This window comes from Shewanella sp. WXL01 (assembly GCF_012263345.1).
GTDB lineage: Bacteria > Pseudomonadota > Gammaproteobacteria > Enterobacterales > Shewanellaceae > Shewanella > Shewanella maritima.
Window position 1 is genome coordinate 391,539 of sequence record NZ_JAAIKQ010000001.1, and the last position, 16,133, is coordinate 407,671.

11 protein-coding genes and 1 riboswitch are annotated in these 16,133 nt (G+C 44.9%); of the genes, 5 read left to right on the plus strand and 6 right to left on the minus strand.

All coding sequences use genetic code 11. The features are described 5' to 3' along the window. Positions 1–75 precede the first annotated feature (75 nt). Entirely contained in the window at positions 76–903 is an 828-nt protein-coding gene (locus G3R49_RS01575) for a thioredoxin family protein (RefSeq protein WP_167868445.1), read from the plus strand. Between the two features lie 83 nt (positions 904–986). Here the strand turns inward: G3R49_RS01575 and G3R49_RS01580 are convergent, their stop codons facing one another. After that, complete coding sequence (locus G3R49_RS01580) at positions 987–1,979, minus strand: class 1 fructose-bisphosphatase (RefSeq protein WP_167868446.1); 993 nt, start codon at positions 1,977–1,979, stop codon at positions 987–989. A gap of 329 nt (positions 1,980–2,308) precedes the next feature. Between G3R49_RS01580 and G3R49_RS01585 the strand changes: the two genes are divergently transcribed. After that, the gene (locus tag G3R49_RS01585; RefSeq protein WP_167868879.1) at positions 2,309–4,543 is read left to right on the plus strand and encodes a S9 family peptidase; all 2,235 of its coding nucleotides are present in this window, start codon (positions 2,309–2,311) and stop codon (positions 4,541–4,543) included. A 478-nt stretch (positions 4,544–5,021) separates the two neighbouring features. Here the strand turns inward: G3R49_RS01585 and arcA are convergent, their stop codons facing one another. After that, positions 5,022–5,738, minus strand: coding sequence for a two-component system response regulator ArcA (arcA, locus tag G3R49_RS01590; protein WP_130598877.1), 717 nt, complete (start codon positions 5,736–5,738; stop codon positions 5,022–5,024). Between the two features lie 647 nt (positions 5,739–6,385). Between arcA and G3R49_RS01595 the strand changes: the two genes are divergently transcribed. Further along, positions 6,386–6,817, plus strand: a complete 432-nt coding sequence (locus G3R49_RS01595) for a DUF3293 domain-containing protein (RefSeq protein ID WP_130598875.1) — start codon at positions 6,386–6,388, stop codon at positions 6,815–6,817. A 96-nt stretch (positions 6,818–6,913) separates the two neighbouring features. Here G3R49_RS01595 and G3R49_RS01600 read toward each other — a convergent pair whose 3' ends face one another. After that, positions 6,914–8,230: a phosphatase PAP2 family protein gene (locus G3R49_RS01600; RefSeq protein ID WP_167868447.1), complete on the minus strand. Its 1,317-nt coding sequence runs from the start codon at positions 8,228–8,230 to the stop codon at positions 6,914–6,916. A gap of 343 nt (positions 8,231–8,573) precedes the next feature. Then, positions 8,574–8,749, plus strand: a riboswitch (Lysine riboswitch). 133 nt (positions 8,750–8,882) lie between these two features. Between G3R49_RS01600 and lysC the strand changes: the two genes are divergently transcribed. Both lysC and G3R49_RS01610 read left to right on the plus strand, forming a co-directional pair. Continuing rightward, the gene (lysC, locus tag G3R49_RS01605) at positions 8,883–10,256 is read left to right on the plus strand and encodes a lysine-sensitive aspartokinase 3 (RefSeq protein WP_348633896.1); all 1,374 of its coding nucleotides are present in this window, start codon (positions 8,883–8,885) and stop codon (positions 10,254–10,256) included. Positions 10,257–10,303: 47 nt separating this feature from the next. Beyond that, on the plus strand, positions 10,304–11,464 hold the full coding sequence (locus G3R49_RS01610; RefSeq protein ID WP_167868448.1) for a succinylglutamate desuccinylase/aspartoacylase family protein: 1,161 nt from the start codon (positions 10,304–10,306) through the stop codon (positions 11,462–11,464). A gap of 76 nt (positions 11,465–11,540) precedes the next feature. Here the strand turns inward: G3R49_RS01610 and G3R49_RS01615 are convergent, their stop codons facing one another. The 3 genes from G3R49_RS01615 to G3R49_RS01625 form a co-directional block, all read right to left on the minus strand. Continuing rightward, positions 11,541–12,695, minus strand: coding sequence for a site-2 protease family protein (locus tag G3R49_RS01615; RefSeq protein WP_167868449.1), 1,155 nt, complete (start codon positions 12,693–12,695; stop codon positions 11,541–11,543). A gap of 446 nt (positions 12,696–13,141) precedes the next feature. After that, entirely contained in the window at positions 13,142–14,809 is a 1,668-nt protein-coding gene (locus G3R49_RS01620) for a DUF342 domain-containing protein (protein ID WP_167868450.1), read from the minus strand. A 204-nt stretch (positions 14,810–15,013) separates the two neighbouring features. Next, the gene (locus G3R49_RS01625; protein ID WP_167868451.1) at positions 15,014–16,048 is read right to left on the minus strand and encodes a methyltransferase; all 1,035 of its coding nucleotides are present in this window, start codon (positions 16,046–16,048) and stop codon (positions 15,014–15,016) included. Between the last annotated feature and the right edge of the window lie 85 nt (positions 16,049–16,133).

Below are 16,133 nucleotides of genomic sequence, written 5' to 3' on the forward strand. Positions count from 1 at the left end.
TTGCTTTTATATGAGTTTGATACTGATAGAGAAGTGAAGCCTACGATTGGTAAAACGAAGAATAAGGATATCTCAATGAAATTAGTTGCCTTAAGGCACTTATCGTTAAAGCCTTTCAAGTCAAAAGCAGTAGCAATCGGTTTGGTATCAATGTCGATACTAGCGTTAAGTGCTTGTAGCTCAAATCAGCATAGCAAAGAGCACCACAGCGACCATTCACTGCCAACCACGTTAGACAAATACCAATTTACCGCGAACAACAATTATCTTGCAGATATCGATGCGGCCAAGCAGCAAGCGATTGAAAGCAATAAATTGCTGATGTTAGTGATGGGGGCACAGTGGTGCCATGACAGCCGAGGCTTTATTGCGAACTTGTCGTCAGATGAAATGCAAGCAATAGTGGCGCAGCGCTTTGTGGTTGAGCTAGTCGATGTAGCCTATTTTGACGACTTGCATCATGTGGCGCAGCAATATGGTTATCCAGCAATTTTTGGTACGCCAACTGTGCTCGTAATTGAGCCTAAAACAAATAAGGTGCTCAACTATAACAGTGTATCTAAGTGGCAAAGCGCCCATAGTGTGCCGCAAGCTGAGTACGTGAGTTATTTCGCAAGTATTGGCGATGCGCCCTGGCAAGCACCTACAACCAATGCACAGCTTGATGAGTTTATCGCACAACAAACCGATAAGTTAAAACAAGCTTACGATTATCAAAGACCAATTTGGGCGCAAGTACGTGCTGGTATAGCAGATGACAAACAGCTAACCAAGGTCGCCACAGAAGTGTGGAAGTACCGCGTACAACTGCAAAAAGACATATATCGTCTACAGGCGGAGTTAGCTGCAAACCCTAACAAGGAGCTAGTGTTGCCTCAATATCCTGCATTTAGTTGGCTGTAGACAACTGGCAATAGACAATAAAAAACCGCCTCACAATGGAGGCGGTTTTAGTATTTGTAAGTGCTAATGAGTAAAGCTCAATATTACTCGACTTCAGGCTCACCGGCGTAGTCTTGGTCGTGATAGCTAAGACATACATCAACCTCGTTAGCACTACCTAAGATCACTGCCACACGTTGGTGAATTTCTTGTGGCTCGATATCCAAAATAGTTTCGTAACCCGTCGATGCTTTACCGCCAGCTTGTTCAACAAGCAATGCCATTGGGTTCGCTTCGTACATTAAGCGTAGTTTGAATGGCTTGTTTGGATTCTTGTTGTCTGTTGGGTAGGTGAAGATGCCGCCGCGGCATAATACTCGGTGTACATCGCCAACCATAGCGGCAATCCAACGCATGTTGAAAGAACGCTCACGCGGGCCAATTTTACCTAGCACTAGATCTGCAATATAGGTTTGCATTGGCGCTTCCCAGAAGCGTTGGTTCGACATATTAATAGCAAACTCACCGGTATCTGGAGTAATTGCGACTTTTTCTTCGGTTAGTAAAAACTCACCGGTTTTAGGGTCTAGGGTATAGAACTGAGTGCCGTTACCTGTGGTTAATGCCATCATAGTTGACGGACCGTAAAGTACGTAACCTGCCGCAACCTGGTTGCGACCTTTTTGCAGGAAGCTTTGCTCGGTAAGCTCACCTTGCGGCGCTGGCAATACTGAGAAAATGGTACCAACGAGTGAGTTGATATCAACGTTTGACGAGCCATCTAGTGGGTCAAAACAAACTAGGTATTCGCCGTCTTTGTCGGCTTCAACCACATAGTCTTCTTCTTCCGATGCAATACCGCGTACGTTGCCGGCTGCTTTTAGCGCATCTTTAAGCATGTCGTTAGTGATCACGTCTAATTTCTTTTGTGTTTCACCTTGAACATTTTCTTGCTCAGTGGCACCCAATACACCAGCTAATGCGCCGTGGCGTACAGCCTGGCTAATGGCTTTTGAGGTGTCAGCTAAAGTAAGTAGTAAGTCAGCTAAAGAGGCGTTAACAGCTTGAGCTGTTAGGGTTTGAGCCAAATTTTGCATGGATATTTCCTAAGACTAGTCGGGTTAAGGTCGTGGGCTTAAAGGCTGAGGAACTGCCCAAAAGCGAATTTTTATAATTGCCGCGGATAATAGCGCAAAACGATGACTATTTCAGCGTTGTGATAAGGCTTTTTGCAATAGCCTGCGCTTTTCAGGTAGATTGACTGCGTAAAATCTTATGCCAAGGAATAATAATGATAACTTCATGGAAACGAGGGAAGGCTAAGACCAAGCTGCTAACTCCTCTCGCTTTGACCGTGGCACTGGCTTTAACGGGCGGGTGTCAGAGTGCTTCAGTTGCGCCATCTCAATCTAAGGTGGGTCTTGATATGTCTCAATCTGTTCAATCTCAATCTAGTGTAACTAGCCAGTATTCGACTACAGCACCATTAACTGCGCTTACAGGCGATAATACGCCATTAACGATTGAGCGTATTCATCAATCGCCAGCGCTTGCAGGTGCCAGCCCTCGTGGCTTGCAAATGTCGCCAGATGGTAGCCGTGTCACTTATCTAGCTGGTCGCGATGATAATCAAAGCTTTTATGATTTATGGCAGCTAGATATTGCCACTGGTGAGCGCAGTGTGCTGATTGATGCGGACAAGCTAGCTAGTGGTGAGTTGTCCGATGAAGAAAAAGCCCGCCGAGAGCGTCAGCGCATCTATGGTCAAGGGATCATGGAGTACTTTTGGTCTGAAGACAGTCAGGCGATTTTAATTCCAGCATCTGGGCAGCTTTATTTGTATCAAGTGGCAAATAATCAAGTGCGCAAACTTGATATTGGTGACGGCTTTGCGACTGATGCGCGTTTATCGCCAAAAGGCCATTATGTTTCGTTTATTCGCGAGCAGAACATCTACTTGTTGTCGCTAGAGACAGGCAAGCTTAAAGCGTTAACCACGGACGGTGGCGGTGCAATTAAATATGGCATGGCTGAGTTTGTGGCTCAGGAAGAAATGGATCGCATGACAGGGTACTGGTGGTCGCCAGATGAAACCAAGATTGCCTTTACCCGTATTGACGAATCAGGCGTTGAGCTGGTTACCCGTAATGAGATTTACGCTGATGGCATTAAGCTTACTGAGCAGCGTTACCCTTATGCTGGTAAAGCTAATGTCGAGATTGAGCTTGGGGTGATTAACCTAAGCTCTAATAAACTTGATTGGATTGACTTAGGTAAAGATAAAGACATTTATCTACCAAGGGTTAAGTGGCTGCCAGATAGCAAACATTTATCTTACCAGTGGCAAAATCGAAGTCAGCAAGCGTTAGATCTGCGTATCGCTGATCTTGATAATAAAAGCTCCAAGGTAGTGATTGAAGAGCGCAGCAAAGCCTGGGTTAATATCAATGACGATTTGCACTTCTTAAAACAGCAAGCAGGCTTTATTTGGGGCTCTGAGCGCAGTGGCTTTAAGCACCTTTATCTAGTTGAAGACAATGGCAACAAGCTTACTCAATTGACTACAGGTGACTGGGCGGTTGATGCCCTAGAGTATGTTGATGAAGCTAGTGGCTGGGTGTACTTCACTGGTCGTAAAGACAGTGTCGTAGAGCGCCATATTTACCGAGTAAACCTTAAGCAAGGCGCAGATAGTATAGAGAAACTGTCGTTTCGTGCGGGTATGCACAACGCAGTATTTGCCCATAACAAGCCGGTTTATATCGATCATTTCAGCAGCTTAATGCAACCTCCACAGGTGAGCCTGCATCAGCAAAATGGTCAGCATATTGCCTGGGTTGAGCAAAACCAATTAGATAAAGATCATCCGCTATATGCTCATGCAGGCCTTTGGCAAATGCCTGAGTTTGGTACGTTGAGTGCTGATGATGGTCAAACGTTGCAATACCGCTTATTTAAACCAACAGATTTTGACTCAACCAAGCAATACCCTGTGCTGGTGCGTGTATACGGTGGCCCCCATGCGCAAACCGTAACTAACAGCTGGAGTGAGGCTGATTACTTTAGTCAGTATCTATTGCAAAACGGCTATGTGGTATTTCAGCTAGATAACCGCGGCTCAGCAAATCGTGGCACTCAGTTTGAATATGTGATTTATCAAAACATGGGTGAAGCCGAGGTGCGCGATCAAATGGTCGGTGTTGATTACCTACGCAGCTTACCTTTTGTTGATGGTGACAATATCGCTATTTATGGTCACAGCTATGGTGGTTACATGGCATTATTGAGCCAGTTCAAAGCGCCAGATTACTTTAAAGCGGCTATCTCTGGTGCGCCAGTAACTGATTGGCGTTTATACGATACGCATTACACTGAGCGTTATATGGGGCACCCAGAAACCAACAAAGCTGGTTATGACGCCAGCAGCGTGATGCCTTATGTTGGCGGCTATAAGTCTGGTTTGTTGATGTATCACGGTATGGCTGATGACAACGTATTGTTTGAAAACAGTACCCGTGTGTATAAAGCGCTGCAAGATGACGGTAAGTTATTCCAAATGATGGATTACCCTGGCTCTAAGCACTCGATGCGCGGTGAGAAAGTGCGTAACCATTTATATAAGTCTTTGGCGGCATTTCTAGATAGCCAATTGAAGAACTAATTCGTTTTATTCTTCAGCTGAGAGAGCCAGCCACAGTGCTGGCTTTCTTTTGCCTGTAGTGTGTGGATAGTCGCCTATCATCTGGCATTTTCTATTGGCAGTCGCAAGTTAGCTGGGGGTTATGGACAGGGCGAGCGTATGAGTGAGTGATTGATTATCAATCATGTACTAAGAGTTAATGAACTTTGATTGCGCAAGACGCCGTAAAATCATCCCTGATGGCTCCGCTTTAGCATCCCTGCTAAAGAGGCTTGCTTACTCAAAGCTCATTAATCCCACAGGAAAATACGTGATAAATGTTCACGAGCTCGCCCTAGGTTTAGAGAGACTAGATTAATACGCAGCTTTGTGCTGTGTTTTATACAATTGTGCACTTTCAAACAAGACTCCGAAGCCAAACATAAAAAAACCAGACCCTGAGGTCTGGTTTTCAAATTTTTTCGCTTAGAAGAATTAGTCTTCTCTTAGCTCAGAAGTATTAATCTTCTAGGTTACCACAGAAACGGTAGCCTTCACCGTGGATAGTTGCGATGATTTCTGGCGTGTCCGCTAGGCTTTCGAAGTGCTTACGGATACGACGGATAGTTACGTCAACTGTACGGTCGTGCGGCTTAAGCTCGCGACCAGTCATCTTCATTAGTAGGTCAGCACGAGTTAAGATTTTGCCTGGGTTCTCAACAAAGTGAAGCATCGCGCGGAATTCACTGCGTGGTAGCTTGTAAGACTCACCTTGTGGGCTAACTAGAGAACGGCTGTTGATTTCTAAGCTCCAACCATTGAAGCGGTAGTATTCAACGCTACCTTTCTCTTCAGCTTCTGCACCAGTGCTGTTAACGCGAGTTAATAGGTTACGAGCACGGATGGTTAGTTCACGTGGGTTGAATGGCTTAGTGATGTAGTCATCAGCACCGATTTCAAGACCAAGGATCTTGTCGACTTCGTTGTCGCGGCCTGTTAGGAAGATAAGGCCGATGTTGTTGATTTCACGAAGTTCACGCGCTAGTAGTAGACCATTCTTACCAGGCAGGTTGATGTCCATTACTACTAGGTTGATTTTGTTCTCTTGCATCGCTTTGTGCATTTCTGCGCCGTCGTTTGCTTCAACTACAACATAACCTTCAGCTTCAAAAATGCTACGCAGGGTGTTACGAGTTACGGCTTCATCTTCAACAATAAGAATGTGCGGGTTTTGCATATTAAATTACCTAAATTAATAAAGTCATAGTCTAGCTTTCATAATTGCTAGGGCTAAGCGTCACTTGCTCCCTGTAAATAAGTGCGCCGTATCTTCATATTTATTGGTGTTTAAGCGTGTCTGCCTTGATATTAAACACTCGCATTGGCCACTGACAGCTCGGTTTTTATAAGTCAGTGATTCGCATGTCTGCTATGAGCAACATCTATGTTGACGAAAAAAGGATACATGCGAATAAATTCTGGGTTAACACCTCGTCACATTGGAAACCTGTAAAAGCACAAAGTTCCCCGGCAACTTGTTTATTTCATTTAGTTTAATGTTTCTCTAAATGTAGAACATGACATAAACAGGTGTAAACTTAGCTTCTATTAAAATCATTCATAAGTGTCAGCTAAAGTGTGGTGACAAAGTGGATTGAATGTTCAATTAGCTAGTGATGATTATTGTACTCGTTTTAGGCATTTGTTAACAAATAAAATGTTAACAAATTTCCACCAAATACCGTACACAAAAGGTTAATAAACAATAAGGTGTTGATTATATGAGGAATTAACATTTTTAAACTTGTGACTGACGTCACATCGCTACCGGAACTAAAATCTTTCTGCTACACTCAATTCGGCTTAATTGACTAGATTTTGACTATGGAAACTGTGGATTCTTTCTTGTGGCAAGCTTATCAAAGTACACATTTTTTGCTCACTCAGCGCCTTTCTGATCAATTTTCATTTGCGATTATTACCGCATGTAACCCGTTTGGTAATAAATTAACTTCTTGTCAAAATCGACTGCTTGATCGCAAATTACAACGAACCATTCAGCAAACTAAGCAACCCTATCGTGCCCTTTATGGCGCATCTCCTGATCTTAGCCACAGAGAAAAAAGTTGGGCGGTGTTTGTCGACAAGCCGCAAGCCTTAGAATTGGGTAGGCAATTTAATCAGTTAGCGATTTACTATGTTGATAAAGGGCAACTGACTTTGCTGGCGTGTGCAGATGCGAATTTACCTGAAGTGTGTATGGGGAAGTTTTCATCAAGGCAGCGCTTGGTGAATGAACTACCAGATTTTGATTAGTCGTATTCTAGCGAGTGACGCTGGAAGACCAAAAAGGATGCCCAAGGCATCCTTTTTACGTTTGTGTACGGTTACACAGATATGACTGGTTTGCTGCTAGAAAGCATAAGTGACTGCAAAGCCACCATGATCGAATTCAGCATCGTTATAATACTCATCACCATCAATCTCTTGCTCTAACACACCTCTAAATAATGACGCGCTCCAGCGATCGTTAATTTGATAGGTCACACCTACAGAGTAGGCCTGGCTAGTATATTGAGATAAACCCGATGCGCGGTAGCGCAAGTCTAGATAGAAGTCCTCAGTAAACTTATAACCACCATTGAAGATAATCGCAGGCGCAACGAACAGATCTGATGTTTCGCCTAGGTTGTTGCCTTCAGGGTAATCCAAGCGGATAGTTTGCGCAGCAAAAGTTACACCGGCGCCAAGTTCAACAATCCAGTCGCTATCGCTCAGTAGCTCGAATACATAATCAGCTGTGAGAGACCAGTTACTATAGGCTGAGATGACTTCGCTTCCTGCAGAGTATGACTTACCTGCCCATTTTAACTCTTTGCCCAGTGTAGTTTTGTCGCGTGACTCAATTGGGTTAAAGCTAAAGAGTAGATATTGGTCTTTGGCGACGCCCCATTCAAGCTCAGCTGCAGCATAGGTATTTGGCTCACTTTCTTGACTAAAGTCAGTGAGATTGAAGCTTGGGCTACCATTTTCTTGAATAAAGTTGTTGCTAGTGTCAAAGCCACCAATAAATAGACTGTAGCTGCGGTGGAACTCTTTTTGCGCTCCTGACCCAGACCAACCATCATCAGTTAGCTGGTACTTAGGTAAACTCTTGCTAGCACCGGGTGTATAGCTTACGGCTAAGCCCATGTTGCCGTCGCTAAAGCTAGGCACAACAACAAGGTCTGATGCATTATATGGGTCGGTAAAGTAAAGGCTGGTCATTACTGCAATTGAGCCGCCGGCAAGTACGTCGTCCATAAAGTGACGATTTGCCCATAAGCGACTTGCGCCGACAAAACTTGCTGCAGCGTATGCAGGTAGTGCCCATTTATCGCCATATCTGTGATGAATATACGCAGCGCCAGAGAATGCTGCTGAGGTGTGACCTGAAGGGAAAGAATTGCTTTCAGTGCCATCTGGGCGAAGTCTGCCGTAGCCAAACTTCATGGTGTGGGTGATTAACGAAGTAGTTGCAACGCCTTTAGTTAACTGCCAGGCACCTTCTTTATCGCCAATCCATAAACTACCTATTAACGCACCCGCAGGTAGGGCAATTTGCACTACGTCGCCGATTTCAGAGATCGTACCCGATTGGCCTTCTAGAATTTCACTCTTGGCCACGGCTGTTGTTGAAGTCAGGCTTAGAATAATCGCACTTGAGATGAGGCTAAGTTTAGCTTTCATTTATTTACAGTCCTTTGAGTACTTATTGCATTTTATTTAACCAACTATAGGCTAAAACAGCATTTTTCAATAAGTCGAAACGTGCGGATAACTGTTATGGCTAAATCAAACTTACTTTGTTTAGGGGTACCCATGTAACTAGGGCACTATTCGTTAACAGTCATAGAGGTTATTGCTGGGAGTCGTTTCACTTAATGGCACAACCTTCGGTTTTGCATCGCTATTTTACAACTAAATGCCTTATTGGTCACAGTTTTTTGGGGCATGAATTTTATTCATCTGACTAGAGCCTGTTGACTTTAATAAGTGAAAGTTGGTACTTTTTCGTTTCCCTTCCTTGGAGGGGCGCAGAAGAGGAGCGTTAACTAGGTAGTAAGTTTGAGGAAGCACCATTCCAATGAAGACTTATGAGGGAGATTAACGCCGAGATATAACGTAAGGGATGCATCCGTTGTATCGAGCGTCTAGGCTGAATCCTGGCGATTGTCACCTGTATTTTGGTGGAGAGCTTCTGGTGGTGATTGCTGTTTCCCTTCTTCAAGGGTGCGTTATCCTAGCACCAGGCTCTTCGAACGTAGTGAGTTCGGAGTGTAATCATGTATTTATTTCTAAATCATTCGCTTGGCTTTGCAAATGTTGCGGAGGCTAGCTAGTGTCTAATTTAATTAATCAAGTTGAAAATCTGGTCGTAGCCAAATTTGGCGGTACCTCTGTTGCTGATTTCGAAGCGATGAGCCGTTGCGCCGATATTGTATTAGCTAATCCAAATACCCGTGTGGTTGTGGTGAGCGCGTCAAGTGGTGTCACCAACTTGCTGGTGGAGCTAACCCAGGCTAATGTGAATGACGAGCGCCGCCTAGCACTGCTTAAAGATATTGCTAAGGTGCAGTATGCTATTGCTGATAGCCTTGATCGCCCGCAAGAAGTTACCGCGCAGATTGATCAGGTATTAAGTCAAATGGCAGTGCTCAGTGAGTCTTTACTGCTTAACCGCAGTAAAGCGATTATGGATGAGTTGCTGTCGACGGGGGAGCAGTGCTCATCTATTCTATTTTCGGCAGTTATTGCACAAAAAGATCAGCCTTCTCAGGCGTTCGATGTACGTCAGGTGTTGCGCACCGATAGTCATTTTGGAAAAGCTGAACCACAGATTGAGCAAATTGCGACACTTGCCAAGGCGAAGCTTCTGCCACTACTTAGCGATAACATCATAGTGACCCAAGGGTTTATTGGTGCAGACGAGCAAGGTAAAACCACAACTTTAGGTCGTGGTGGCAGTGACTATTCTGCAGCCTTGCTAGCTGAAGCGCTTAACGCGCATGCGGTTGAGATTTGGACTGACGTTGCGGGCATCTATACCACTGACCCTAGACTTGCTCCTAATGCTCGCCCTATTGCGGAAATCAGCTTCAACGAAGCTGCTGAAATGGCAACCTTTGGTGCTAAAGTGCTGCATCCTGCTACCATTTTACCCGCGGTTAGACAGCGAATTCAGGTGTTTGTTGGCTCAAGTAAAGCGCCGGAGCAAGGTGGTACTTGGATTCGCCATCAAATTGAAGATGCGCCAGTGTATCGTGCAGTAGCGCTTAGACGCGATCAAACTCTGCTTAATCTTCATAGCTTGCAAATGCTCCATGCTCAAGGCTTCTTAGCCGAGACTTTTGCTACGCTAGCTCGCCATAAGATTTCGGTCGATTTGATCACCACTTCAGAAGTAAATGTGTCACTCACCCTAGATAAAACTGGCTCTGACTCAAGTGGTCAAGGCCTGCTAAGTGAGTCTTTGTTGCAAGAATTATCGCAGCATTGCCGCGTAAGAGTAGAAGACAAGCTGGCGTTAGTTGCGATTATTGGTAATCAAATTGCGTCAACAGCGGGTATTTGTAGTCGAGTATTTCAGGTGCTAGAACCGCATAATGTGCGCATGATCTGTCAGGGTGCTAGCCCACATAATCTTTGTGTGTTGGTGTCAGAGTCAGAAGCCGCTGATGTGGTCAACGCGCTACATCAGAATCTTTTTGAATAAAGCGAATTTAGTCCAAAAGGTAGATGAACTCTTAGGTTATTGGTTAGATGAACATACAACAAACATCATTACATTTGGGCGAGTTGGCGACAGGTCACGCATTAACGGCGCCGCTTTTTTGCATAGAGCCTAGCAAAGAACCTCGCTTTGTACCGGAAACGCAAGGTGGCGTTGACGTTTCGCCTGCACCCAGTGTGTATATTCAAGCGAATGTGCACGGCGCCGAGGTGCAGGGGAATGCCGTAATATACCAACTGCTCAAGCTACTTGAGTCGTATCAAGTGTTAGGCAAAATAGTGCTTGCACCACTGGCAAATCCGCTGGGGATTAATCAAAAAAGTGGTGAGTTTACCCTTGGGCGTTTCGACCCTATTACCGGGGTAAACTGGAACCGTGAATACCTGGATCATCAGTTTGATATTGAGGCGTGGTATTTGGCGCATCAACACTTATCAGAAGTTGAGTTAATTAGTGCTTTCAAAGCGCGTTTGACAGAATCTTGTGACGAGCGCTTGAATAATAGCTGGGGCATTTCAACGGGGCATCGCCTGGCAGTGACCTTGCAGAAAATGGCGCATCAAGCGGATATTGTGCTCGACTTACACACAGGGCCAAAGTCCTGCAAACACCTTTATGCGCCAGAGTATGACAAACAAGCAGCAAGGTTTTTCTCTATTCCCTATACACTGGTTATTCCCAACGAATTTGGTGGCGCGATGGATGAAGCTGCTTTTTGCCCATGGTGGTGTTTAGCAGAAGCGGCCAAAGCTCAGGGGCGTGAATTTAGTAGTGACTCTGGTGTAGCAATTTCTGCGTTCACATTAGAGCTTGCTAGTCAGGAGCGGATAGACCTTGCAGATGCCAAGCAAGACGCTTTGGGAATTTTGGCTTATTTGAGCCATCGTGGTGTAATCGCTGAAAAAGTTGCGCCAGCTGACATGCCACGCTTTGGCTGTTATCTCAAGGATTACCGTAAACTGCACGCACCTCAGTCAGGTATGGTGGAATACTGCGCGGAGCTTGGTCAGCCGTTAGCGGCAGGTGAGCCATTAGCTCAGCTTTTACGGGTAGAGCGCTACGGGCGTGAGGATGCGCTCACCAGTGTATCTTTGCCAGTAGATTGTGTGCCTATTTTGCACTTTGCCTCAGCCTCTGTGCATCAAGGTACTGAGCTATATAAGGTGATGACCAACGTGTTTGAGCTTTAGCTGGCGAGGCAGCCTAGTTCGAGTATAAAAAATGGCGCATTGGATGCGCCATTATTGATAATTATCGTGCAGTTTATTAGCTACGTAGAATTTGCAGCGGTAAGCTAAGCATATCGTCACCGTAGCTGGCAAAGTAGGCGATAACACCCACCAAGGCGGCGACCGTCAATATGTACCAAACCGCTGAGAAAATTTGCCCATATCTATCTAATGGCAGTAAATGGCTTTGATGGCGGGTTTGCCACTCCATCACAATTTCTAAGCTACCAATCAATAATAAGAAACCAAGCAGGGCTAAGCCAAACGTGTAGCTAATGGCAACGCCTGCTAGCGCCGCAATAATACAAATTACCAGGCCGATGACTGAGTTCATTGAAAAGCTAATGCTTTTTAGTATGTGACCACCATCAAGAGGTAAGATAGGCAACAAGTTAAATAGGTTAAGCAGTGCATTAAAACTGGCTAATCCAGCGAAAAAGATATTGTCAGTAAACCAAAATGCCACCATGCATATTAGTGACATAAACAGGCCAAAAGTCGGCCCCATTATCGATATCACCACGTCTTGCCAGCGGGTGTTGATCCGCTCATCGCTGAGGGCAAGTCCTCCCATAAATGGAATAAGGTAGATACCTTTGGTCTTCATGCCAAAATGCTTCATGGCTTTTACGTGACCGTATTCGTGTACCACCAAGCAGGCTATTAGCGCTAAAGCGAACTCGATTGAAAATAGCCAAGAATAGGCGGCTAACGAGGCGCCAGCTAGTAAGGCTTTCACGACTTTAGCAGACTTAAGCAATTTAAATCCGAGTGAAGCTAGCCCCAACAAACTCAGTTTGTTGACCTTTTTCGGTGTGATTTCCGGTGTTTGTTGCTCAATGTCTTTGGTATTGCGTTGTCCCTCAGTGACAATTTGCTCATTTACGCTTAGCTGATATTTGAGGTCAAAGGGCTGCCAAATGACTTGATTGGTCAGTACAACCTGAATGGTTTGTATATTTTGTACTTCGCTTTGCGCATCATCTTGTGCTGTGGATTGTATGCTTTCTTGCGACTTTGTCAGTGTTTGCTGCATTTTGAGCTCAAACTGATGCACCAATGGCCCATCACTGCTGGCAGCGGCATCAATTTGCGATACTAATTGATTGTCCCAAAACAGCTGTTGCCAACCAGCCATTGAGCCTTCAAGACGCAGTTTTTTGCCAAGACATTCGATGTTTAATAGTTCCATAAAGCTGGCTGTGTTTACCTTTTATAACTTAGGGCGGATTGTGCCAGAACCGCATTGATAAGCAATAAATATCAAGTTGGTTGTAAGTGTTAGTCTGTAAATTACCACCTTCTAAAGAAGGTGGCTTTGTGTGAGCCCCCTAAAAGGGGCATAGCCTAACCAGCTAAAGTTGAAGCATACAGTTGCGATGACATTTAAAGCCGTTGAAAACATGGATTTTTTCGTCGAGCCCACAGGATGTGCTTGCTGCGAGCTTTAAATGTCATTGCTACGTAAGCTAATTACTAAAGTAGTCAGAATTGAAGAACACTGGAATTTAAAGGCAAAGCCTATTCGATGATAACCACCTACTGAAGTAGGTGGTTTAGGGCTGAAAATTAAAAAGGCCAATCGATGATTGGCCTTGGTGTATTGGGGGGCTCGCGTCATTTTTACAAGCGAGTGATTTAGCTGGTTGAGTAATCGAAATTAAGCTCTTGGTTGATGTTTCGAACCACGCATGGGCCATGTTCACGCTGAGTGCGTTGCTGCGCTTGCCCTAAATGGATTTCTACATTGGTATAAATATGTTTATTAGCTTGAATAAAATAGTTCTTGTAATAACCTTCGACTTCATTCAACAGCGTTTGATGTTCAAATTCTTCTTTATGCTGCTCTTCCGTGATGAGCTTTTTCTGCTCTAGCATCATTTTTACTTGCTCAATCATGCCAGCATCGGTTTGCCATTCACTTTTAGGTGGCAGCTTATGCAGTCTGGCTTCAATATCAAGCCTTGCAACGACTAGTGCTTTCACGCTTTCATCGAGCTCTTTTAAATGAGTTTTCAGCGTGCTTTGATCCATGGCGCAATAAAGTTCAGTTTTAGTGCCAGCTGTGGCACCAAATACGACGGCACGTATGCCTTTACCAGCTTCAGCTCTGCCGCCGACCAGATCGCCGCGGCGCTTGGTGGTGTCGCTAACTGTAATAGTTTGTTTGGTGGTGCTATGACTGTGCAGTAATTGCTTAGTAACCAGGATGTCACCATCAGCTTCAAGGTGTGAGTACTGCACAAATTGGGCGCAGATTTGTCCTTTAGCTTTGATGCTTGTGGTAAATTTTCCTTCGCCAGCTTGACGTCCAATCACGCCCTTGCTAGCTATGACATCACCATCGGCCTCAATACTAGCTGAATCGATAAATCCCATTACTGTGACATCACCAGTGGCTTTTACTTGCATACCTTCTTGCACGTCGCCCTTGATCAGCACGCTGCCTTTAAAGTTAACGTGGCCGTGGCGCACGTTAACTTCTTTAATCTCGAGCGTATCGTCAACCTGCATACCTTTGCGGTTTTCTACTGGTTGACCGGCTTTGCTTGCGATCAAGACATTGGGATTATTGGGCTGTAAACAAGTTCCTTCACCAGGGGTCAGTTCGACATCTTTACCTGGCACCTGATTTAAAATATCCCCATGGATGTTATAGCCAGCAGTGCCCTCTGTAGCAGGGGTTTTCACCATTAACACATCATTAGGTTTTACGGTGATCATCGCGCCAAGATTACGCATATCGACAGTGCCATCTTCGCGCTCTTGCGGTTGTAATAGTCGCTCGCGGGCGAGTGGGACTTTGCGGGTCAGGTAGGCGTTCTCGCCATTCACGGCTGGCTTACCGTGGGCGATTTCGGCTTTGCAGGTTTCTCCTGGCGGTAATACCTCAAGCTGCTTCATTAAAGACATGATTTTAGGTTTGCTTAAACCCATTTTGACTTTATTAGCTTTTAAAGTAGTGAGCACAGTGGGGAGACTGACTTCTTGCCCCCCCCACGCTGAGGTAATCGTCATGTTTGCATGCATGTGATCGTCACTAATTTCAATAGCAACTTGTCCGTCTTTACGTTCTGCAATCACAAAAAACAGCTCGTGAACACCACTGTCTTGACCGCAAAGTGCGTTCACCTCTGATACGGCTTTATTAATTGCGGGCACAATAGGGAACAGCATAGCGAAGTCGGGTTGCTTAAGTAATGACTCAATATCTTCAGCACTAACCGGGCCATGGGTATTTGGGATAAGACGAAGTTCGACTTGCGTGTTATCGCCACTAAAACTAACAGCAGTAGTCTCTAACATGGTTGCCTTTGATTATTTTAATTATTGTTTTAGTGATAAATGCTGCACGCTAGCATCGGACTTGGGCTTTCGCGTTGCATGACTGTTACAGAATCAGGTTGGCAACCAATTTAGCGGATATTTTTGGGTTTAGCCAGTAGTGTAGTAAATGAATCCTGTGGATATTTATGCAGCATCTCACAGGATTCATCTGGTTAATTTGGCTTATTTGTGGCAGGTGTACAGTTTGTATTTGTTGTTCTCAGCAGGCACATCGAACTGTCCAAAATAGTGAGCGATAGTATCTGCATACGGTAAGTGACGGTTGGCAACGATTTGCCAATATCCACCAGTGTTAAGCTGCAAAGCACTGTATTTCACGAAATCTTTAGCAATGTCAGTTGTGGCGTTTAGTCCATCATGAAACGGTGGGTTTGAAATAATGCCATCAAACTTAGCCTTGATATGGGTAAAGCCATCGGATGGATAAACATTGGCGCTCATGCCATTGGCTTCCAAGGTGAGCTTACAAGATAGCAGCGCCATGGCGTTGATATCAATACAGTCAATTTGTAGCTCAGGTTGTGACTTGAGTAGCGCGGCACTTATGACACCTGCACCGCAGCCAAAATCGAGTACTTTGCCGTGTAGCTTAGGTAAGTGCGCCAGTAATAATTCCGTGCCAGCATCAAGTTTCTTGTCGCTAAATGTGCCAACGGTATTGCAAATCGTCAGCTCTCCCTGAGGAGTGGCAAGTTGATACTGGCTTGTCCAGTCGGCAATGTTTAGCTTGGTAGCGGGCGCTGTGAGAATTGAACTAAACAACAAGCAATGGCGAGCATTGTCGCGTTTAATCGGCTTGGAAAAGTAATCAGGCGCAAGTTTAGGTAATGACTTAATGCCACCTTTATTTTCGCCGACAACCAACAACTGCCCTTGCGCTTTTAAGTGCTGAGCGGCAAGTTGAAACAGATATCCTGACAGCGCTTTGGCTTTTGGGAAATAGACGATAACAGTATCAAACTGTTTATCACTTAACTCTTGTGGCAGCTGATGACCAAAGTGGCATTCAAGTTTGGCAGCTTTGGTGGCATTTAGCTTGAGGTAGTGGTTAAAGTCTAACGCTAGGCTAGTGACACTGGCCGCACTCTCTAGTAATTGTTTAGCGAGATCATCAGCTTCATGATTGAGCACTAATACATTGTCGTTTTCCACATAGTCTAGGTTACGAATTAGCACTTGAGATGGGTTTGATAGCACAGTGTTTAGCTCATTGATGGTGAAAAACTAAAAGAAGGCCGCAGCCTTCTTTGTGTAATAGCATAATTTAGCCGCTTATTTGCAG